The organism is Lysobacter sp. Root667 (genome assembly GCF_001427715.1).
In the GTDB taxonomy this organism is placed as follows: domain Bacteria; phylum Pseudomonadota; class Gammaproteobacteria; order Xanthomonadales; family Xanthomonadaceae; genus Lysobacter.
Map to the genome: position 1 here is coordinate 41,445 of NZ_LMHF01000010.1, position 21,216 is coordinate 62,660.

Annotated in this window: 20 protein-coding genes and 1 pseudogene; 11 read left to right on the top strand and 10 right to left on the bottom strand. The window is 65.1% G+C overall.

Features of this window, described 5'->3' with window-relative positions:
* Nucleotides 1-102: 102 nt before the first annotated feature.
* The 7 genes and pseudogenes from ASD78_RS08030 to ASD78_RS21500 form a co-directional block, all read left to right on the top strand.
* Nucleotides 103-795, top strand: coding sequence for a hypothetical protein (locus ASD78_RS08030; protein WP_056100045.1), 693 nt, complete (start codon nucleotides 103-105; stop codon nucleotides 793-795).
* Between the two features lie 355 nt (nucleotides 796-1,150).
* Entirely contained in the window at nucleotides 1,151-3,658 is a 2,508-nt protein-coding gene (gene thrA / locus ASD78_RS08035) for a bifunctional aspartate kinase/homoserine dehydrogenase I (protein ID WP_056100049.1), read from the top strand.
* On the top strand, nucleotides 3,655-4,638 hold the full coding sequence (locus ASD78_RS08040; RefSeq protein ID WP_056100053.1) for a homoserine kinase: 984 nt from the start codon (nucleotides 3,655-3,657) through the stop codon (nucleotides 4,636-4,638). Before thrA ends, ASD78_RS08040 begins: the two co-directional genes overlap by 4 nt.
* On the top strand, nucleotides 4,635-5,924 hold the full coding sequence (gene thrC / locus ASD78_RS08045) for a threonine synthase (RefSeq protein WP_056100055.1): 1,290 nt from the start codon (nucleotides 4,635-4,637) through the stop codon (nucleotides 5,922-5,924). Before ASD78_RS08040 ends, thrC begins: the two co-directional genes overlap by 4 nt.
* 667 nt (nucleotides 5,925-6,591) lie before the next feature.
* Entirely contained in the window at nucleotides 6,592-7,635 is a 1,044-nt protein-coding gene (locus ASD78_RS20635; RefSeq protein ID WP_156087656.1) for a hypothetical protein, read from the top strand.
* 235 nt (nucleotides 7,636-7,870) lie between these two features.
* Entirely contained in the window at nucleotides 7,871-8,302 is a 432-nt protein-coding gene (locus ASD78_RS20640; protein WP_156087657.1) for a hypothetical protein, read from the top strand.
* A gap of 704 nt (nucleotides 8,303-9,006) precedes the next feature.
* Nucleotides 9,007-9,456, top strand: a pseudogene (locus ASD78_RS21500) (XVIPCD domain-containing protein); the annotation flags it as partial.
* Here ASD78_RS21500 and ASD78_RS08060 read toward each other — a convergent pair.
* Complete coding sequence (locus tag ASD78_RS08060; protein ID WP_056100062.1) at nucleotides 9,429-9,611, bottom strand: hypothetical protein; 183 nt, start codon at nucleotides 9,609-9,611, stop codon at nucleotides 9,429-9,431. The pseudogene ASD78_RS21500 and the gene ASD78_RS08060 sit on opposite strands and share 28 nt — an antisense overlap.
* A gap of 253 nt (nucleotides 9,612-9,864) precedes the next feature.
* Nucleotides 9,865-10,269, bottom strand: a complete 405-nt coding sequence (locus ASD78_RS08065) for a hypothetical protein (protein ID WP_056100065.1) — start codon at nucleotides 10,267-10,269, stop codon at nucleotides 9,865-9,867.
* Nucleotides 10,270-10,500: 231 nt separating this feature from the next.
* Here ASD78_RS08065 and ASD78_RS08070 point away from each other — a divergent pair, with 231 nt between their 5' ends.
* Complete coding sequence (locus ASD78_RS08070; RefSeq protein ID WP_200944139.1) at nucleotides 10,501-12,183, top strand: AAA family ATPase; 1,683 nt, start codon at nucleotides 10,501-10,503, stop codon at nucleotides 12,181-12,183.
* On the top strand, nucleotides 12,180-13,325 hold the full coding sequence (locus ASD78_RS19975) for a UvrD-helicase domain-containing protein (RefSeq protein WP_082575499.1): 1,146 nt from the start codon (nucleotides 12,180-12,182) through the stop codon (nucleotides 13,323-13,325). Before ASD78_RS08070 ends, ASD78_RS19975 begins: the two co-directional genes overlap by 4 nt.
* A 746-nt stretch (nucleotides 13,326-14,071) precedes the next feature.
* Here the strand turns inward: ASD78_RS19975 and ASD78_RS08075 are convergent.
* The 5 genes from ASD78_RS08075 to ASD78_RS08095 all read right to left on the bottom strand — a co-directional run bounded on the left by ASD78_RS08075 (nucleotide 14,072) and on the right by ASD78_RS08095 (nucleotide 18,083).
* Entirely contained in the window at nucleotides 14,072-14,707 is a 636-nt protein-coding gene (locus tag ASD78_RS08075) for a hypothetical protein (protein ID WP_056100068.1), read from the bottom strand.
* 342 nt (nucleotides 14,708-15,049) lie between these two features.
* On the bottom strand, nucleotides 15,050-16,153 hold the full coding sequence (locus ASD78_RS08080; protein WP_156087658.1) for a hypothetical protein: 1,104 nt from the start codon (nucleotides 16,151-16,153) through the stop codon (nucleotides 15,050-15,052).
* 183 nt (nucleotides 16,154-16,336) lie between these two features.
* Nucleotides 16,337-16,666 (bottom strand): antibiotic biosynthesis monooxygenase family protein, encoded by a 330-nt coding sequence (locus tag ASD78_RS08085; protein ID WP_082575538.1) that lies wholly within the window; start codon nucleotides 16,664-16,666, stop codon nucleotides 16,337-16,339.
* A 72-nt stretch (nucleotides 16,667-16,738) separates the two neighbouring features.
* A complete protein-coding gene (locus ASD78_RS08090; RefSeq protein ID WP_056100076.1) occupies nucleotides 16,739-17,068 on the bottom strand; it encodes a hypothetical protein in 330 nt (109 codons plus the stop codon).
* A 70-nt stretch (nucleotides 17,069-17,138) separates the two neighbouring features.
* Nucleotides 17,139-18,083, bottom strand: coding sequence for a M23 family metallopeptidase (locus ASD78_RS08095; protein WP_156087659.1), 945 nt, complete (start codon nucleotides 18,081-18,083; stop codon nucleotides 17,139-17,141).
* Between the two features lie 262 nt (nucleotides 18,084-18,345).
* Between ASD78_RS08095 and ASD78_RS08100 the strand changes: the two genes are divergently transcribed.
* Entirely contained in the window at nucleotides 18,346-19,020 is a 675-nt protein-coding gene (locus tag ASD78_RS08100; protein ID WP_156087660.1) for a hypothetical protein, read from the top strand.
* An 87-nt stretch (nucleotides 19,021-19,107) separates the two neighbouring features.
* Here ASD78_RS08100 and ASD78_RS08105 read toward each other — a convergent pair whose 3' ends face one another.
* Nucleotides 19,108-19,575 carry a hypothetical protein gene (locus ASD78_RS08105; RefSeq protein ID WP_156087661.1) on the bottom strand — a complete coding sequence of 156 codons (468 nt, stop codon included), beginning with the start codon at nucleotides 19,573-19,575 and terminating at the stop codon, nucleotides 19,108-19,110.
* On the opposite strand from ASD78_RS08105, the gene ASD78_RS20645 reads away from it, so the two are divergent.
* Nucleotides 19,574-19,729, top strand: a complete 156-nt coding sequence (locus ASD78_RS20645) for a hypothetical protein (RefSeq protein ID WP_156087662.1) — start codon at nucleotides 19,574-19,576, stop codon at nucleotides 19,727-19,729. The two genes, ASD78_RS08105 and ASD78_RS20645, sit on opposite strands and share 2 nt — an antisense overlap.
* Before the next feature lie 114 nt (nucleotides 19,730-19,843).
* On the opposite strand, the gene ASD78_RS08110 is transcribed toward ASD78_RS20645, so the two are convergent.
* Nucleotides 19,844-20,641, bottom strand: coding sequence for an alpha/beta hydrolase (locus tag ASD78_RS08110; protein ID WP_056100903.1), 798 nt, complete (start codon nucleotides 20,639-20,641; stop codon nucleotides 19,844-19,846).
* Nucleotides 20,642-20,749: 108 nt separating this feature from the next.
* Nucleotides 20,750-20,941 (bottom strand): hypothetical protein, encoded by a 192-nt coding sequence (locus ASD78_RS08115; protein ID WP_056100087.1) that lies wholly within the window; start codon nucleotides 20,939-20,941, stop codon nucleotides 20,750-20,752.
* Between the last annotated feature and the right edge of the window lie 275 nt (nucleotides 20,942-21,216).

Here is a 21,216-nt window from a genome sequence, read left to right on the forward strand (position 1 = left end):
AAGTGCCTGCGACGTATCGCAAAACCGCGCACCCTGCACCTATCGGTACCGGCGCCCTGCGTGCCACGATGCCGTCATCGCCACGACGCACGCTCCGGCCGCATGAATCGACCCTCCCCGCGCCTGATCGCCCTGTTCTGCGTCGTACTCGCCACCAGTGCCTGTTCGCTGTGGCCGTTCCGCGGCGAGGAGGCCCCCGCGCCGGTCGCGGACGACGCCAGCGAGCTGTTCCGGCGCCTGTCCGCGCTGTGCGGCAATGCCTACCTGGGCAGGGTGGTCGCCGACATCCCGGAAAACGCCGCCGACCCCTATTCCGGCCGCGCCCTGGTGATGCATGTGCGCGAATGCGGCAAGCGCGAGATCCGCATCCCCTTCCACGTCGGCAGCGACCGCTCGCGCACCTGGGTGCTGAGCCAGCACGGCCACGCGCTGCAGCTCAAACACGACCACCGCCACGCCGACGGCGCCGCCGACCCGCTCTCGGGCTATGGCGGCGACAGCAGCCGCATCGCCATCGACGCCGGCAGCGCCCAGGCCGATTTCCCCGCCGACCCCGACTCGCGCGCCTTGTTCCGGCGCCTGGGCCGGCCGGAATCCGCGCAGAACGTGTGGTCGATCGAACTCGATGACGGCCGCAGCTTCGTCTACAAGCTGGCCCGGCCTGGGCGGCTGTTCCGGGTCGAATTCGACCTGACCCAGCCGCTGGCGATCCCGCCGCCGCCCTGGGGCGCGGCCGAGCCGGCGCCGGCCGCGGCCAAGCCCCAGCGCGCGCCGCGGGCGAAAAAGCTGCGCTGAGTCCGCGGCGCGACGGCGCCGGCCGGTACCGGCGCCCACCCGCGCCCATACCCGCACAAGCCTGCCCCCCGCAAAACGCGACCTGCGTCGGCGCCGCTTGACGCACCGCACAAACCTCGGGTATTGCTGTCGCCCATGCACCCCGCTCTCGCCACCGCCCGCATCGCCGCCCAGCCGCAAGGCCGGGGCCCGGCCGCGCGGGCGCTGTCGATTACCACCACCGGTACCACCACTACCCCAGTGGTGCGGACGGGCGTGTCCAACTGATCCAAACACGCCGCTCCGCACCCGATCCGGGTGCGGCCTGCCGGCCTCCCCCGAGTCGCGCCGCGGAGCCCCAAACGGAGCTCTCGCCATGTCGTCCGCGCCACCCTCGTCCGCCGCTGTTGCCGTCGCCGCACCCGCCTGCCACGTGCACAAGTTCGGCGGCAGCAGCGTCGCCGACGCCGCCCGCTACCGCGCCGTCCCGCCGCTGATCGACGACGGCGCGTCCGCGCGCCTGGTGGTGGTCTCGGCGATGCAGGGCGTGACCGACGCCCTGGTCGAGCTGGCCGCCGCCGCGCGCGCGGGCCGCGCCCTGGAACCCGCCCTCTCCAGCCTGTCCCAGCGCCACCTCGATGCCGCCGCCGAGCTCGATCCCGGTGGCCGCCACCGCGTGGCGCAGGCGCTGCGGCGCGAACTCGCCGCGCTGCACGCGCAGTTGGACCGCCTGGTCGTCGGACGCTGGCCCGAAGAACAGGCCCAGCGCATCGCCGCCGCCCTGCCGGGCCTGGGCGAAGTGCTGTCCTCGTACCTGATGCACGCCGCGCTCGGCGGCGACGCCGCCGGCTGGCAGCGGCTGGACGCGCGCGAGGTGCTGGTCGTGCATCCCGGCGAAATGGGCGTGGCCGTGGATTGGGACGCCAGCCGCGCGCGCCTGCGCGACTGGCGCGCGCGCCACCCCGGCGAGCGCATCGTCGTCACCGGCTACGTCGCCCGCGACGCAGACGGCGAGGCCACCACGCTGGGCCGCAACGGCAGCGACTACTCCGCCGCGATCTTCGCCCACCTGTTCGACGCCGACGCGCTGACCATCTGGACCGACGTCGACGGCGTGCTCTCGGCCGACCCGCGCCTGGTGCCCGACGCGGTCTGCCTGCCGTCGATGTCCTACGCCGAAGCCTGCGAACTGGCCTACTTCGGCGCCAAGGTGCTGCACCCGCAGACCCTGGCGCCGGTGCAGCAGCGCGGTATCCCGCTGCGCATCCGCAACGCCCGCAACCCGCAGGCGCCGGGCACCCTGATCAGCACCACGCCCTCGGCCGACGGCGCTCCGGTCAAGGGCCTGAGCCTGGTCCACGACCTGGCGGTGCTCGAGCTGATCGGCAACGGCATGGTCGGCGTGCCCGGCACCGCCGAGCGCCTGTTCGGCGCGCTGCGCGGCGCCGGCGTGTCGGTGACCATGATCTCGCAGGGCTCGTCCGAGCATTCGATCTGCTGCGTGGTGCGCGCCGACCAGGCCCAGCGCGGACGCGAGGCCATCGTCGCCGCCTTCGCCGACGCCATGGCCGACGGCCAGGCCCAGGAAGTCAGCGTCACCCCCGACGTGTGCGTGCTGGCCGCGGTCGGCGACGGCATGGTCGGCACCCCGGGCGTGGCCGCGCGCCTGCTCGGCGGGCTGGCGCAGGCGCGGGTCAACGTACGCGCGATCGCCCAGGGCGCGGGCGAGCGCAACATCTCGGTCGCGATCGGCGCGCGCGACGCAACGCGCGCATTGCGCGCCGCGCACTCCGCGTTCTGGCTGTCGCCGCAGTGCGTGTCGGTGGGCCTGATCGGCCCCGGCAAGGTCGGCCGCGCGCTGCTCGCGCAGTTGGCGGCGGCGCAGCCGCGCTTCGAACACGACTCGCGCCTGGAACTGCGCCTGCGCGCGATCGCCGACAGCCGGCGCATGCAGCTGTCGGCCAAGGCGATGCCGCCGCAGGACGCGGTCGCGACCCTCGAAAGCGGCGAAGCCCTGGACCTGGAACGCTTCGCCGCGCACGTACGCGCCGAACACCTGCCGCACGCGCTGATCGTCGACTGCAGCGGCAGCGACGCGGTCGCTGCCTACTACCCGCAGTGGCTGGCCGCCGGCATCCACGTGGTCACGCCCAACAAGCAGGCCGGCGCCGGCCCGCTTGCGCGCTACGAGGCAATCCGCGCCGCCACCCGCAACGGCGGCGGCAAGTTCCGCTACGAAGCCACGGTCGGCGCCGGCCTGCCGGTGATCCAGACCCTGCGTTCGCTGCTCGACACCGGCGACGAGCTCACCGAAGTCGAAGGCATCCTGTCCGGCACCCTGGCCTGGCTGTTCAACCGCTACGACGGCAGCGCCGCGTTCTCCGAACTGGTGCGCGAAGCCCACCGCCTGGGCTACACCGAGCCCGACCCGCGCGACGACCTGTCCGGCACCGACGTCGCCCGCAAGCTGGTGATCCTGGCGCGCGAAGCCGGGCGGCCGCTGTCGCTGGAACAGGTCGACGTCGAAAGCCTGGTCCCCGACGCGCTGCGCACGGTGTCCAAGGACGAGTTCATGGCGCGCCTGGACGAACTCGACGCGCCGCTGAAACAGCGCTTCGACGCCGCCCGCGCCGCCGGCCTGGGCCTGCGCTACCTGGCGCGGCTGGACCGCGACGGCCGCGCCAGCGTCGGCGTGGTCTCGCCGCCGCCGGGCCACGCCTCCATGCACGGCGCGCTCACCGACAACCTGATCCAGTTCCGCACCCGCCGTTACGCGGATAATCCGCTGGTGGTGCAAGGGCCCGGCGCGGGGCCGGACGTCACCGCGGCCGGCGTGTTCGGCGACATCCTTTCCATCGCGCAGACCCTCGGAGCCCGCGCATGAGCGCCGCAACACCCGGTTCGTCCCCCATCGATGCCGCGCGCACCGACGCCGCCGGCAGCGTGCGCGCGTTCGCGCCCGCCAGCGTCGGCAACATCGGCGTCGGCTTCGACCTGCTCGGCCACTCCATCGACGGCCCGCGCGACGTCGCCGTGGTGCGCCGCATCGCCGCGCCGGAAGTGCGCATCGCCGCGATCCGCGGCGACGTCGCCGGCGCCGACTCACTGCCGCTGGAGGCCGCGCGCAACACCGCCGGCCAGGCCCTGATCGCGCTGCGCGACAAACTCGGCCTGGGCCACGGCTTCGAACTGGAACTGGAAAAAGGCATCCCGCTGGGCTCCGGCCTGGGCGGTTCGGCCGCCTCCTGCGTGGCCGCCGTGGTCGCGGCCAACGCCCTGCTGGACGCGCCGCTGCCGCGCGAAGCGCTGTACGAATTCGCGCTGGACGGCGAGTCGGTGTCCAGCGGCAGCCGCCACGGCGACAACGTCGCGCCGATGCTGCTGGGCGGCGTGGTCATGGCCACCGCCACCCGCATGATTCCGCTGGCCGTGCCGTCCTGGCTGTACGCGGTGGTGGTGCATCCCGACCAGGTCCTGGAAACCCGGCGCGCGCGCGCCGTGCTCGCCGACCCGTATCCGCTGCACACCGTGGTCGAACAGAGCGCGCACCTGGCCTTGTTCCTGACCGGCCTGCAGCGCGGCGACGCCGGCCTGCTGCGCGAAGGCCTGGTCGACCTGCTGGTCGAACCGCGCCGCGCCCCGCTGATCCCCGGCTTCGCCGCCGTCAAAGCCGCCGCGCTCGACCACGGCGCCCTAGGCGCCAGCATCTCCGGCGCCGGCCCCAGCACCTTCGCCTGGTTCGAATCCGAAGCGCAGGCGCGCGCCGCTGCGCCGTCGATGCGCCAGGCCTTCGCCGACGCCGGTTTCGACTCGCGCGCCTACGTCACTCCGGTGGCGGGACCACGCGCGGAGCTGATCGCATGAACTTCTTCAGCACCCGCGGCCAAACCGCCGCGACCGCGATCGACGACGCCCTGTCCGCCGGTCTCGCGCCCGACGGCGGCCTGTACGTGCCCGAACACCTGCCCACGCTCGCCGCGCTGCCCGTCTACGACGCACTGGCCGACACCGCGCACGCCGTGCTCGCGCCCTACTTCGCCCAGTCCGCCTTGCGCGAACGCCTGCCCGACCTGTGCCGCAGCGCCTACGCCTTCCCCGCACCGCTGCGCCCGCTGTCGCAAGACGACGACCTGCTGCTGGAGCTGTTCCACGGCCCCACCGCCGCATTCAAGGACTACGCCGCGCGCTTCCTGGCCGAAGCCCTGGCCGGCCTGCGCCAGCCCGACGCCGCGCCGACCACCATCGTGGTCGCGACCTCCGGCGATACCGGCGCCGCAGTCGCCGCCGCATTCCACCGCCGCCCCGGCTTCCGCGTGCTGATCCTCTACCCCGACGGCCGCGTCTCGCCGCGCCAGGCCCACGGCCTGGGCTGCTGGGGCGACAACGTGCAGGCGCTGCGCGTGGACGGCGATTTCGACGACTGCCAACGCCTGGCCAAGCAAGCCCTGTCCGACACCGAACTGCGCCGCGCGCGGCCGCTGAGCTCGGCCAACAGCATCAGCCTGGGCCGGCTGCTGCCGCAGGCCGCGTACTACGCCCACGCCGCCGTCCACCATCACCACGCCCACGGCACGCCGCTGAACTTCATCGTGCCCACCGGCAACCTCGGCAACGCCTGCGCCGCGCTGGTCGCCCAGCGCATGGGCCCGCCGATCGGCGAGATCCGCCTGGCCACCAACGCCAACGACACCCTGCCGCGCTACTTGAACGGCGCCGACTACGCCCCGCAGCCGACCCGCGCGACCCTGGCCAACGCCATGGACGTCGGCGCGCCCAGCAACGTCGAACGCCTGCGCCACTGGTTCGACGACGACGACGCATTGCGCGCCGCCATCCACGCCACCGCCGTCGACGACACCACCATCACCGAAACCATCCGCCACGCCCCGCAGCGCCACGGCGTAGTGCCCTGCCCGCACACCGCCACCGGCCTGCACCTGCTGGAACGCCTGCGATCGGAAGGCGACACCCGCCCCTGGGCCGTGGTCGCCACCGCGCACCCGGCCAAGTTCGACAGCATCGTCGAGCCCCTCGTCGGCCACCCCGTCGAACCCCCACCGGCCCTGGCCGCCGCCCTCGCGCGCCCGGCCTCGGCCGACCCGCTGCCCGCCGACTACCCCGCCCTGCGCGAACACCTGCTGCACCGATAAACACCCCACCGCTTTGGGGTAGGAGCGGCGTAAGCCGCGACCGCCTTCGCCGCTCTCTGTGGGAGCGGTGTAAGCCGCGATCGCCCCCCCACCCCCCAACGCAACCTCAGCCTTGGGGTAGGTGCAACGCAAACCGCGACTCATACCCGCCGCTCTCTATGGGAGCGGCGCAAGCCGCGATCGCCTCCCCATCCCCCAACGCAACCTCAGCCTTGGGGCAGGAGCATCGCAAGCCACGACTCATACCCACCGCTCTCTGTGGGAGCGGCGTAAGCCGCGATCGCCTCCCCACCCCTAAACGCAACCTAGCCTTGGGGTAGGAGCGGCGTAAGCCGCGACCATCTCACCGAAGCAGCGCACCCACCCACGCCCATCGCAGCTCCCACAACCACCCTCAAACCCCTCAGCAACTCGACACCTCACGCTCTTCAACATCCCAGCGCCTCATCAACAAACTCACCCCACGCAGATTCGCCTGCAAGAAATCCCCCATCCGGCACTCTCCACCCACCACCCGGCACACCTCCGCCAGCGAAACCGCACACCAAGCACGGAAAGCATCCGCAACCGCTACACCCACTCGAAAAAACACCCTTGACACCCTTGCACCGAGCTACCCAGCATGCCTCGGCGATCGTCTCTGCTTCCGCCTAAGGAGAGGGCAAAGATGCACAAGAAAAGCAGCTGCCCCGCACGCGCATTGGCGGCACTGATCTGGGTCGCCGGCCTGCAGGGATGCGCTACGACAACCGCACCCGCTCCACCGGCAACGCCCTCTCCAGCAGCGTCGCCATCGTCGGAATATGCAGCTGCACCGAAGCAAGCGATGACTGTCGACAACCTGCTGCGCTGGCCGTTGGAGGGGCCGGCGGGTGTCGCTAAAGCTGGCACTGAGCTGCGCCGGAAGTTTCCTGACTTTAAGCCGCTTCCACCCGCTGATCTTCAGAGGGACGGACCCATGCGGCTCGCAGATGGTTACATCTTGAGCTTCGTGTGGATTCGCGTGCCCACCGAGAGTCTAAGCATTGGCTTGGAGTCGGAGCCTTGCTTTCCTCCTAAACGCGCTGCGGAGATTTCAGGAGCGGCACTAAGCCCTGTGTTTCAAGATGCACATGGGATTGATCGCGGCAGGCACTACGACGCCAAGGGCAATGGAGTGCGGATCAGATTCACCACCACCCCAGAGACCTATCGCTGCGTGACATCAATCCAGGTGCATCCGATCGATGGAACTGAAACGCCATCTCCTATGGTTTCACCCGCCTCCAAATCTGCAGTCGTGTCGAAAGACATGATCACCGTCGAGAACCTGCTGCGTTGGCCGTTGGAAGGGCCGGCGGGCGTCGCTAGAACTGGCGCCGAGTTGCGCCGCACATTCCCGGTGTTCAAACCACTTCCGCCCGCTGATTTTCTTGGCAATGGGCCTATGCAGCTTGCGGATGGCTACGTCTTGAGCTTCGTGCTGATTGGCGGGCCTTCGGAAAGTCTCAGCATCGGACTGGAGTCGGAGCCTTGTTTAACGCCTGCGCAAGCGGCGGAGATTTCAAAGGCGACACTGAACCCGGTATTTCAGGACGCACACGGCGTCGATCGCGGCAGGAACTACGACGCCAAGGGCAATGGTGTGTGGATCAATTTCACCACCACCCCAGAGACCTATCGCTGCGTAGATTCGATCCAGGTGCATCTGATCCAAGGAACTGACCGATGATCGACATGCAAAGCGATATTGATTTTCCAAAGCAGGATCAAGAGTTCTTCAGGCAACTCCGAGCCACTTCGGTCCGAGGAGAAGGAGAATGAGAAAGATGAATGGAAAAAGGTTTCCCATAGCCGCATCGTCAACGCTGATGTGCTTCCTCGGGCTACAGGGCTGCGCCACTAGCGCGCCCGCTCCGGCGACAACGCCCTCTCATGCCGTTTCCCCCGTCTCCGGATCTGCGGGCGTGTCGAAGAACACGATGACCATCGAGGATCTGCTGCGCTGGCCGTTGGAGGGGCCGGCGGGTGTCGCGAAAGCTGGCGCCGAGCTGCGCCGAACATTTCCCGGCTTCAGGCCGCTTCCGCCCGCTGATCTTCGGAGGGACGGACCCATGCAGCTTGGAGATGGCTACATCTTGAGCTTCGTATGGATTGGCGTGCCCTCAGAAACTCTCAACATCGGATTGGAGTCGGAGCCCTGCTTGTCTCCTACGCGAGCGGCGGAAATCTCAAAGGCGACACTGAGCCCTGTGTTTCAGGACGCGCACGGGGTCGATCGCGGCAGGAATTACGATGCCAAGGGCAATGGTGTGCGGGTCAGTTTCACGACCACGCCTGAAACCTATCGCTGCGTGACTTCGATCAATGTGCATCCAATCAAAAGAACTGCGCGATGACCGACGCGCAGAGCGACATTGATTTCCTTAAGCAGGATCAAGAATTCCTCAGAATGCCGGGAAAGATCCAAGAGTGGATTCGCGAATCGGAACATGCCACTTCTGGCTTCGCAAATTTTTTCAGGAATGGCGGAACCATTAACCAGATGAGTGGCATTCGCCTGCCCTATTACGAGTCAACTGAACCGCCAAAGATCACAGTTAACAAAGAAGCCTGGGAAAGAGCACGCGAACCAGACGCCCTAGAATCGCCCCAACGCTTCGCCTTCGGCACCCTCGCCCACGAGATCGGCCACGACCGCTACAACACCGGCACCGTGCCGTTCACCGGCAAAACCGCCGACGAATACGTGCAGTACCGGGCCGGGCTTGAAGCCCAGGCCATCTTCAACGCGTTCCCCATCTTCAAGGACCTGGAACGGCACCCGGACTTCAAGGATGGCTTTCCATTCGGCTCCATCGGCTACCTCCAGGGGATGGAACTGGGTCAGATGTACAAGCAATGGCGCAATGGCGAGTTGGACGACAAAACCGTCATCGACCGGATTGCGACCCAGGTGCCGGACAGGCCCTACACCCTGGGCGGACCGCTGCAAGATCAGAACGCGGACCGCCAGCTGACCCATCGCGACTCGTACCTGCGCGACTACGCGCAGTACATCGCCCCGAAGCTGGAGCCGCATGCCTCCCGCAACGCCCCAAGCAGCCCCGCCGACCCCAGTCACCCGGACCACGCCCTGCTGGAGCAGATCCGTGCCGGCGTACGCAAGGTCGACCAAGCGGTCGGCAAGGCCTACGACGACATCAGCGAACGCGTCAGCCGTTGCCTGCTGGCCGCATGCAAGGACCATCGGCAGATGTACCCGGACGCGCGTGGCCCGTCGCTTGCGGCGCACGCCCTGAACCGTGTCGATCATGTGGTGATGGGGACGACAGGCAACATTTTCGCGGTCGAGGGAAAGCTGGACGACCCTGCCCACAAGCGCGCCTTCGTATCGGTCGAGACCGCGATCCGCACCCCCGTCGAGCAGTCGGACGAAATACTACGGGCCGCCAACCAAAGCATCGCCCAGGAACGAATGTCGGTGCAGCAACCGAAGCTGGCAACCGGCATCGACGACCCCGCTCAAAGGGCCTCCAGATCGGCGACGTGAAGGCGCAGCCGATGCGCCCGCAGCTTGCGCGCGCGACACTCCTCGATCTGCAACGACACCAGCCCGGACAGCTGCGACTCCAGTTGGCTCAAGCTCGCGTCGATCGCGGCCAGCTGATCGTCGGGCAGGGGCAGCGACAACAGGTGCTGACTCATACACGAGTTCCTTCTGCGTACTGAGTGGACGGACGCACCGCCCGGACCACCGCAACCGTTACGTGCATAACGGCCATCGGCCCCTGCGGTACGGCCCGGGCGTCATGCCCGGACGCACCCAGAGTGTCGCGGACCGGTGCCGCCGCGAAATAGGGAAATTCCGCGCCACGCTGTAGGCGAATTCCGAATCGCTTGCAGGAGTCTCCCGAGATTCGTGTGCCGCGCGCGCCACCCAAGCCCAACGCGGCGCGCCCTACCCCGCGCCCGCCCGGCGTTTGCCTGTGTGGCCTGCGCGTGCCTCATCCACCGCCCCGGCCAGCTGCCGCGCCAGCTCCGGCTGCTCCCGGCAGAAGCGCGCATTGGCCGCCAAGGTGCCCCAGCGCAGCGCCGCGGCCAGCTCGTCGTCCGCCCGCTCCAGCAAACGCCGCTGGCTGTCGGCCGACAACTGCAACTCCAAGGTTTCCAGCGCGACCTCCAACAAGCCGCGCGCCTCCTCCATCGCCCGTTGTGTCCGGTCGGTGGCGTGCAGGCACAAGCGGTCCAGGCGCTCCGGGCCTAGGGCGGACAGGGCGAGGGCGTCGGTGGTGGGGTCGTCCGGGGCGGGCCAGAGCTGCAGGAGTAGGTCGGGCGGGAGGGTGAGTTGGTCGGGGAGGGTCATGACTGCGGTCCTTACCTGTGGAAGGGTCGGAGGCGTCGGGCCCGGTAGCTATCCAGCGGGGTCCGGGTAGGCGCTCCGGACACTCTTATATCGCTGGGGCCTGGGTATCGGAAAAGTCGATATCCCACGTCGAATGACAGCATCTAGCGGTCGCCAACCATCCTCTCCGGACGATGCAAGCCTTGAATCCACCGGTTCTTAAATAAACTCGTAGACTGCGAGAGCAAAGAGATGAATGAGGTGTCTGTACTATTTCTCGTCATATTGGGGGGCGTGATGAAAATTAGAAAAGTAAAAATAAGTAACTTCAAATGCTACAGGGGCATGTTCGAGACTACGTTCAAAGACGGCGTGAACATCATTGTTGGCAACAACGAATCGGGGAAGTCAACAATTCTAGAAGCCATAAACCTCGCGCTTACTGGCTTACTGAGTGGCCGCTACGTACGCAATGAGCTTTCGACCTACCTCTTTAATAGGCAAGTCGAACGAGAATACATCGCCAGCCTTAAGAGTTCCAAACCACAAACTCCACCTGAAATATCTATTGAAGTTTACTTCTCAGGCGAGGGCCCCGAGTACGCCGAGTTTACGGGAGATGGAAATTCTGACAAAGTTAAAGCGAGTGGAGTCACATATAGAATTGCGTTCAACGAAAACAGCTATGCCTCAGGCTATCAAGCCCTTCTCGAAAAGAAGGACCTGAACTCAATCCCGGTTGAGTACTACGAAGCATCCATGTGGTCTTTTGCGAGAAAGGGGATCACAGCGCGCGACATCCCCTTGAAGGCCGCAATGATCGACTCCGCTAGCTCTCGACTACAGAACGGTTCTGACTTGTATGTATCTCGAATCGTAAAAGATCTACTAGAGGAAGATGAGCGAGCATCCGTATCACAGGCCCATCGCCATCTGCGCGAAGAGTTTATGCGCGACGATGCGATCAAAGGCATAAACGATAAGCTCAATAAGGCAGCAAAAATAAGCAGGAAGACAGTAAGCATCTCTGTCGATCTATCTTCCCATACTGCCTGGGAAAGTAGCTTGATGACCTTCGTCGACGATGTCCCTTTTCATCAGATCGGAAAAGGTGAGCAATGCATTGTTAAGACAAAACTGGCATTGAATGGAAGAAAAGCCACCAAGGCCCCAGTGATCCTCATAGAAGAACCTGAGAATCACCTATCCCACGGCCGGTTGAATGAACTGCTCCATGACATTTCCGAGGAAAGCAATGGAAAGCAGCTGATTATTTCCACGCACAGCAGCTTCGTAGCCAACAAGCTGGGGCTGGAAAATCTTGCGGTTCTGCGCAACCAGAATCTTGCACGTGTTGGCGATTTGGACGCCGACAAGTTCTTCAGGAAGCTCGCCGGATACGACACCTTAAGACTGACCCTGGCTAAGCGAGCCATTCTAGTCGAAGGCGATTCAGACGAATTGATTGTCCAGAGAGCGTACTTGGACAGACATGGCCGACTTCCCATCGCAGACGATATCGACGTGATTTCGGTAGGCACATCCTTCCTGCGGTTCCTTGAGCTCGCCAATAAGCTCGTGATTCCAGTGGCCGTGATGACGGACAACGACGGTGATCCCACCGCTGTGGCCAAAAAGTACGCGAACTACTCCACAAAGCCAGGCATAAAAGTTTGCTACGACACTACCGTCGACTCTGGCGGCCTGCAGATATCGGGGTTGCCATTCAACTACAACACGCTTGAACCAAAGCTCGTCAAGGAGAACGGTTGGCAAGCAATGGCGGAGGTGATTGGACTAAAACCGACGTCAGAGGACGACCTCCACCGGCACATGAAGAGAAACAAGACGGACTGCGCCCTTGCCATTTTCGAATCTGCGAAGAAGATCAAGTATCCCAGCTACATCCTTGAGGCAATTGGCGATCCGTCATGAAGAATCTCCTGATCATCGCTGCAGCAGGATCCGGCAAGACCCGGCGTTTGGTACAGGAAGCTCTAGCGGTGAAGGGAGAAAGGGTCCTTATCACAACATATACAGAGAACAACGAAGCCGAGATCAGGCGGAAGTTCATCGAACAAGTGGGATACGTCCCCGCCAATGTAACAATCATGACGTGGTTCACCTTTCTTATCGTGCATGGGGTGAAGCCATTTCAGGGAATGCTATTCGATTCTCAGGTGAATGGAATGTTGCTGGTGTCGGGGCGTTCTGGAGAGCACCCATTGAGTCGTCCCGGACGAGCACGCTATTGGGGCGAGAAGGAGAACTTCACTCGACACTACTTTACTCCCGACTACCGTATTTACTCGGACAAATTAGCCAAACTTGCATCCTGCTGCAACGCCAAGAGTGGCGAAGCCGTATTCGATAGAATCTCAAAAATATTTGCTCACGTGTTTGTAGATGAGTGCCAAGATTTGGCAGGCCACGACCTGGACTTGATCATTGCGCTATTCAAAAGTTCCACGCGAGTTCTATTGGTTGGAGACCCACGCCAGACAGTGTACGTGACCCATAATGACGCGAAGTACAAGCGGTATCTTGACGGGAGAATTGTGGATTTCTTAAGAGAAAAAGCACCAAAGAGACTAGGCTTTGAAGTAGACACAGAATCACTTCGGACGTCGCACAGGAATCCGGTAGAGGTATGCGAATTTTCATCGCGCCTATATCCCGGAATGCCGAAATCTATACCCTGCGATTGCACAGAATGCCGGAGCGGAGCAGACCACCACTCTGGTGTCTTTATCGTTCGACCGAAGGACTACGGGGCTTACATGGAGAAGTTCTCACCTATGCAGCTCCGGGACAAAGTGACAGAGCAAAACGTGGATATTCGCTTCCCGGCAATGAACTTTGGACAGTCAAAAGGAATGGGGTTTGACCGAGTCACCGTCCTTCCGACAAGGGATATGGCGAAATGGATTGAATCCAGTTCAGTCGCACTGAAATCCCAAACGCGAGCCAGATTCTATGTCGCCCTAACAAGAGCAAGACTTAGCGTCGCGATCCGTACCAACTGGAAGAGCGATACTCCACCCAACGGGATGTCGATCTACCGAGCAGAGCCCTAAATTAACGACCAACATCGAAGCAGTTGAAAGTGACCCACTGAAACATGGGGCCGCGAAAGTGCGCTCTGAGCCTTCTTTGGCGATCCGGACGTGGGCGCTAAAGGGCGCATACCGCCATCCAGGGAATGGGGTCAGCGTCACTTTCCTCAGGCATCAACCTTCCGAAGCGGAGCAAGAAGGTCGGCAACCGGCTCAAGGATCAGGTCAGGCAAACTCTCAGCGATGCACGAGCGCATCCGCCCCACACCTCAGCATCCGCGGACGGACGCGCGAGCCCTTCGGCCTTCGCCGCCGCCGGTGGCTACAGCATATAGCTGTACCAAACGTCGTCCGGCCCTCGGTGCGAGCGCGATCCGAGCGAGCCCCGTTCGGCACGTAACAGTTGGGTCAGCCGCGACCAGGCTTCGATGAAGGTCTGTTCGGTGCCCGGATGCAGGCGCTAGCGGTAGAGGGCGCAGAACGGGGGCGGGTTGTTCATGCTGTTATCTCCGCAAGGGTGGTGCGATTTTGCTTGGTACGTGGGGCGGCGTGGGATGGGCGCTGGAGCGATCGGGCGTGGCGCTCTGTTCGGTGGGCGCGAGTCGGGGCTCGGTTGTGGTGCGAGGTTGTTTGCTTGCTTGCCCTCACCCCAACCCCTCTCAGCCTTGCACACCCTTCGGGCGCCGCACGCGGGAGAGGGGCTCAGAAGCGGTTGGGGGCTAGCAGGTGCGCCGCGGCGCGAGGCGGTTCGCTGCGCTCGCCGCGTCCTACTTGCCCTTCATCGCGAAGCTACCCAGGGCCTTGCGGTAGGCGGCGGAATAGGCGCCCAGGTAATCGGGGCAGCGCGCTTGCGGGTCGTTGCGCTTCTGCTCGGCGCAGGCTTCCGATTCTTCAGCCACGCGGTCCAGGGATTTCATCGCCAGGATCAGCGATCTCCAGGAGATGCCCAGCTCGTACACAGCGCGCGAGCGCTCGTCGACGCATACGGCCAGGAAGGTGAGCATGCGGCCGTCCAGGGCGAAGGGCTTGTCCACGGGCGTGGTCGCGCAACCGGGGTTGAGGTCGGTGACGGCGAAGTTGGCGCTGGGGTAGCGCTGCTTGGCTGCGTCCAGAACGGACTGGCCGGCCTCGGACTTGCCCTTGTAGAGCACGCTCAGCGCGTAGGTGTCGTAACCGCTCAGGCCGATCACCATGACCGTGTTGCGCTTTTCCTTCTTGTCGCGGTATTCCTCCCACTCGATATCGCCGTAGGTGCTGCTGGGCGCGATGTAGGAGAAGGCGTAGTAGTCCTTGTCGAGCTGCCCGGCCGGCGAGCGCGAGCCGACGTGCTTGTAGTTTTCGGTTTGCGCGGCGGCATTGGCCGACGCAGCCAGTAGCGCAATTGCGCACAGCCACTTCCACATTCTTGCGTTTCCCCTGATAGGCCGGCCGCGGCGCGGCCGGCGGTGTGGCGTTCAGGCGCCGACGATCTCGCCCGTTTGCATGTCCAGCGCCGCCAAGCCCCCACTAGCGGCGATGCTGAGTGTTTCCTGTTCGATTGCGCGCTGGAGAGTGCACTTTTTCGAGGACGCTCGGCAAAAGTGCACGCCAACCCTTCTTCGGCGATCGGGACCTGGGCGTTCAAGGACGCATACCGCCATCAGGGTGAGCGAGGCCCTCCCGCAAACCTAGATCGCCGCGAACGCCAAAAGCGGCCGCGGCGACAAACCGGGAAACGAGATCGTGCCGCTAACAACCGGCCGGCCTCATTTCCCCAGTTCAACAAAATACACCTGCCTACCATCCCGCTTTTTTGGGTCGGCCTTTGCCGCCATCGTCAGCTCGCGGTACTGGATCTTGGTCAAGAGTTGGCTGAGTTTCGGAAAACCGCGCGCTGCGGCATTGGCCTTCTCCATGTCCCCCGGAATGGCCTGAATGCGGATGAGGTCGTAACCGGTCAACGCACAATTCACCTGATCGCTTTTGATGCGTTCGCAACTCTTCTCGGTGAAGCTGGCAGCAGGATTCTCGGCAAACAAGCCGTCGATCAGCAAAACTTCCCCGGGCTTTGCCGTGAACGATGCGAAAGGCGTCGCCAGCGTCGCTTGGACTTCAACGCCGCTCACGTCCACCTTTTTTGTCGTTTCATAGTATCCGGCGGCGCGGCTCTGGCTGGTCACGTTATCGGTGTACGTGCCCCATTGAACGCACTGGTCGCTTCCGGCTATCACCATCGTGCAGTAGTTGGATTTCACCGCGTCGGTGACATAGGCGGCATTGCGCCATTCCTGGCCCTTCTCATATTCGGAGAACGTGGTTTCCCTGAAAGAGACCTGGCCGATTTTGGAGGCCCCGCCTGTGCCGCGGCTCGCGCCTGTTTTGGGCGCGCGCGTCCGGGGCAACGTATAGCTGGCGCCGGTCAGCGTGTAGGTTCCCGGGGCAACGATGTACACCATGTACCGTGTGCCACCCGACACGAAACTGAAGAAAGAGCGGTCGAGCTCTCCGTTCTTGAAATCCGAGTCGTTTCCAACGGTAAAAAAGCTTCCGGGCTGCTGCCCTTTCCAGACCGATGTGGAGGTGCGATCGGTTACGTATGTCCCGGTTCTGCTGGATGTGTATAGGGCGCTGTTGTCGATCATCGCGTCCTTGTTGGGATACTTATGATCGAGATTGATCGTTGCGGTGACGACCATGCTCATGCCGTTCTGAAGAGCATCCAGAAAAAGCTGGTCGGTCAGTGCGGCATTGTGGGCTGCGTCCGTTTGCTTCTTTTTCGCATGGGCAGGCATGGCTACGCACGCCACCATTGCCGCAACGGCCACCCCACTGCAAAGCCGTGATGCAAGATCGGAATGGATTTTCGTCATAAGCCCCCCACGTTTGAAGTTTCATTCAACGGTATCACGCTCCGCGCGCGTCACCTGCGCCAGGGAATCTGTCGCGGCGGAAACGGGGGGAGAGTGCTTTTTCCAGGACGCTCCGCGAAAGTGCACTCCGCCCCATCTTTGTTGAGGCATTTTCCAAGCAGGATGTCTGCACGCCGTTAGGCATCACCCACGCGGAAGCGGGGCAAGAAAGTCCGCTACCGGCTCAAGGATCACTTCGGGCAGACTTTCGGCGATGCACGAGCGCATCCGCTCCCACGCCTCCGCATCCACGGACGGACGCGCGAGCCCTTCGGCCTTCGCCGCCGCCGACGGCCACTGCGTGTAGCTGTACCAGATGTCATCCGGCCCCCGGTGCAAGCGCGACCCGAGCGAGCCCCGTTCGGTCCGCAGCAAATGGGTCACCCGCGACCAGGCATCGACGAACGTCTGCTCGGAGCCGGGGTGCAGGCGCCAACGATAGAGGGCGCAGAAGGCGGGGCTGTCGTTGCTCATGCTCTTCTCCCACAAGGTAGCTGCTGTGGCGGCAACGTCGCGTTCGCTACCGCTCTTTGGCCGTAAGGGCTATCAGGCGCCGTGGTCCGGTGCGTCCTCGCCCCAGGTAACGCCCTTGGCGCTGACCTCCAGCCCGGAATAGCGTTGAACCAGGGCCAATGCCCCGTCGGTGGTGTCGTACTCGACGATTTCGTAATCGCGGCCGCAGGACTCCCAGCTTCCGCAGGGGGCTGCATTTGGAGCCGCATCCCACGGGATAGCGGAAAGACGTCGAAGCTCATCCCAGGCAGCCCCGATCGTAGAGAACTCGCCGATGGGTTCGGCGTGGCTCTGGTCTTCCACCACAAAGATCTTCGGCATGAGCGCGATCAGGTCATGGGACTTCAGGCCATTTTTCCACACGCGGCTTGAAAGCGAGAGGCCCGCCGATGGGCGGGCCTCTCTGGCAGCACGGGGATAGGCCCCTACCGCCCTACTTCTGCGGCGGCGCAAGGTCGGGCTTGATGATCTCGCGCTTCTGGCCCGGGTCCTGCTCCGGCAACAAGGCGCCCTTCAGTTGGACCCACTTGGCCGGGTCGGCGCTGGCCTGCGGGTCCATCGAGACTTCCTGTCGGCGCGCGTTCTCGAACTGGAACGGGATCGAGTCGCAGGTGTCGCAGGGCTTCAGGTGCACGTGGGTGTGCGGCCCGCTGGACGCGCCGGTGTTGCCGGAGCGACCGAGGTACTGCCCGCGGTAGACCTTCGGCCGTGAACCCGCCGGGATATAGATGTCGTCGTAGTAGGCGCCGTCGTGGACGGGGCCGGCGTTGGCGTCCTTCACGTAGGTGCCGGTCTTGGGGCACAGCTCGGGCGGGATCGAGCCGGACTTGAGGTGCGCGATCAGCATCACCGAGCCGTCGGCGGTCTTGATGTTGAGGTGGTTGCCCGAGCGCGGGATGGTGCAGCTGCAGGTCTTGAAGTCGTCGCAGACGTTGCCGTCCTTGTCGTCGTCGCCGCAGCCGTCGCGTTCGGGCAGCACGCCGCCGGGTTTGGGGTTTTCCGGGGCGTTGCGCCAGCAGGTCACCACTTCGCCGTCGGCCGGCGCGTACAGCTTCATGCCGAAGATGAGGTCGGCTTCGTTGGTGCCCGCCGGGCTGCCGTAGCGCACGCGCGTCCATTTCTTGGTGCCGGTGTCGAAGCGCATCACGCCCAGGTCGCGCCCTGGGCTGGGCTGGTTGCCGGGCCCCGCGGGCAGCTTGGAATCCGGGCGGTGATCGCCGCTGACGTAATACACCACCGACGGCAGGGCATCGTCGTTGCTGTCGGCTCCGGGAAAGCGGTAGAGCTTGGCGGCCGGCGCCCGCACCCCCGTGCCCTCTGCCTGGGCCGAGCCCGAGACGCCGCACGACACCACCAGCCCACATAGCAACGCAACCATACCTATCCTTGATCGATCCATGACGGTCTCTCCTGGCAGCGCAAAGGCACCGGGATTGGCGCCCAGCGGATTGAACGACGGTTGCAACGGCCTTGCCGTGAGACCGCCCAGGCCCCTACCCAGGCGCGCCGACTGTAGGCCGAGGCCTTGTGAATGCCTTGTGCAAAGGCGTGCGGCGGCAGGCCCGGAGCCGCGGTTGTCTTGCCCCTGTCACGGCGCTGGCATCGAATCGCCGGAACCGCGCAAGCGCCGGGAGACGGTCATGGTTTCGTTCCGTATTCGAATCGCGCGCCGGGCGGCGGGCGCTCCGCGTGGAGTGGTCCGGCGCCTGGCGTGGCTGCTGCTCCTGCCGGCCGCAGCGTTCATGGCCGGCAGCGCGCAGGCCCAGCAGTGGCAAATCGCCAGGGAGAAGGACGGTATCCGGATGGAGACCCGGCGCATCCCGGGCGCCCGCTTCGATGAGCTGCGCCTCAGCGCCTGGTTGAAGGCGTCGCCGGAGGCGATCGCGGACTATCTGTTCGGGAAGTACCTCGACGAGAAGAACAAGAACATCCGCCGCACTTTCGTCCAGCGCGGGCGGGACGTGACCGTCTGGTCGGACGTGCTCAGCACGCCGGTCACCAGCGAGCGCTGCTACTCCATGCGCTTCGAGCGACACGCGCCCGGCAACGGCGAGATCCGGGTGAGGTTCGCGTCCCTGGACTATGTCGGCCAGAAACCGACGCCCGACTGTATCGCGCTGCGCTCGCGCGGCGAGTGGGTCATGACGCCCACGGCCACCGGGACGCGCCTGACCTATGTGTCGCTGACCGACTTCGGCGGAAAGGTCCCGGCGATGTTGGCCGAACGCTCGCTGTCGTCGGCCGCCGTGTCGAGCCTGCGCAAGGTGGTTGCCGGCTCGTCGGGCTTGGCGTTGCCTCGGGGCATCGACGACTAGAAGTGAGGGTCTGGCCGGGCTAGAGGCTGCTTGGCGAATCAGCGGCCCGACGATGCCCTCTTGCGCCAGCCGGCGGACCGCGGCGACTTAATCCGCGAGCTCGTACCATCCTTGCGCGCGCCACCGGCTCCGCCGCCAACCCTCCCTGCATGGCTTGCGCTCCATGGACGAAGGGTCCGCAGCGTAACGGCGGACCGTGTGCTTGACCGGAAAGCCGCCGCCCCAGAAGAAGTCCACCCACACGCCGCAGGTCTGGTCCTGGCGGATGTGCACCGCGTAGGCGAGGTCCGCGTAGGCCGCAGGCGGCGACAGCACCACCACGGTGTCGCCCGGCACCGCCAAGGCCGAGGCCCAGGTGGCCGCGGCCCGGTAGCGCGGCAAGTCGCGCTGGAACTGCCAATCGCGCACCGCATGTCCGACTTCGACGCCGACCGGGATCGCCGCCAGCACCGCCAGTGCGGCGATGCCGCCCTTGAGGCGCTGGCCCTTCCCGCGCGCCAACACCCACGCCACGCAGGCCAGGAACAGGACTCCGGCCGCGAGGAAGGCGCCCATGGCCAGCAGTTGTTTCAACGCCGTCGGCCGCGCCGCGAACATCGCGATGCAACACAGGCAGGCCAAGGACGCGACCGCAATACCCGTTAAGAATCTCATCCGCTCCCCGGCGCTGAGTCAGGCCGCGCTGCGTTGCTGCTTCGGCTGGAACTAAGGCTTATACACCCACCCCTCGCTCGCAGTCGGATGCCGCCTCGCAATCGTTCGCAGCTCGCGCCGACCTAATCCGCAAAATACGTTTACACGCCGGCTTAGCTGTAACCGGCCGTTACCGCCCCGGGCTTGCCGTGTCCGCTCCGGCCGAGACCGCGCGGATCGCGTCGGCGACGGCCTTCGGGTTTTCGCGATGGATGTTGTGCCCGGTGGCGAAGTAGCGGTGCGTGCCCTGGCTGAAGCTTGCGAACAGGGCGGCGTGCTGCGCTTTCCACAACGCTTTGCCCTGCGCGGTTTCCTCGAACACGAACGGTTGGTCCGCGACCTGGGTGGAGGTCAGCAAGGCCACCGGCACGTCGGGCATGGCGCGCGGGGCGGCGGCGTCGGCGCTGTCCAGCTGGGCGATCAGCAGCGCGTAGTCGGCGCGCAGGGGCGGCGGCAGCATGGCCAGCAGCGCCTTGTCGTCGGCGGTTACGCGGTCGTGGTCCGCCGCCATGAAGGCGTGCCGTTGCTGCATCGTGGCCGGGTCCACCAGCACCAATGCCTGCACGCGCTGCGGATACTTGCGTGCGAATTCGGTGACCAGCAGGCCGCCGTAGGAATGGCCCACCAGCACCACCTTGCGGCCCGGCGCGAGCGAATCGATCACCGCGCCCAGGTCTTGCAGGTGTGCGTCGATCGTCTTGGGCTTGCCGTCGGTGCCCGACTGGCCCAGCCCGGCGCGCGCGTAGGCGACGCAGCGGCACTGCGCGCCCAGGTCGGCGATCACGTCCTTCCACACGCCCGCGCCCTGGCCGAAGCCGGATTCGAAGACGACCGCCGTGGCGCCATCCCCCTGTTGCTCGGCCTGCAAGGTGTAGCCCGGGCGGTGCACTTCGGCGGCACCGGCCTGCGCGACCGTCGTGCCCAACATGGCTGCCACCAGCAGCGTGGCCTGTGCCGCAAATTCCTTGATCATTCCCTTCCCCTGATAGGTGCGCGACCGTCTGGGCCAGCGCGGCAGTCGTCGTATGCGGCGGGCTCAGCCGAAGCGGAAGCGGGGGGTGGTGCGGTCGGGGGCGTAAGGCGCGGCGGTGGCGTAGCCGCTGCTGGAGCCGTAACCGATGCCGAAATCCCGCTCCCGCTTGACCGGGCGGGCCACCAGGGGGGCGGCGGTGCCGCGGTTCTGCGGTCGCGGAAGGTGGGTGGAAAACAGGGAGGTCATGGCGTTCATGGCGGAAGTCCGTGGGTTGCGTGATTTGGTGTGTTGGTAAAGTACAACACCAAGCACGCTTAAGCCATGGGCCGGAAGTCACCCCTCTATTGGGCTAGCCGCGGCGGCTGGGGCCACCTGGGCCCAGCTTGGTCAGCCGGTTGGAACCGGATCGTCCACGGTTGGAGCCCGCCCGGGCGGCACGGTTGGCGGCCGAGGAGTCCGCACGGGCCAAGATCGGCCCTGGAGGCAAGGGATGCCCCAACATGGGCAGGCGCTCCGGACGGCTCCACAAC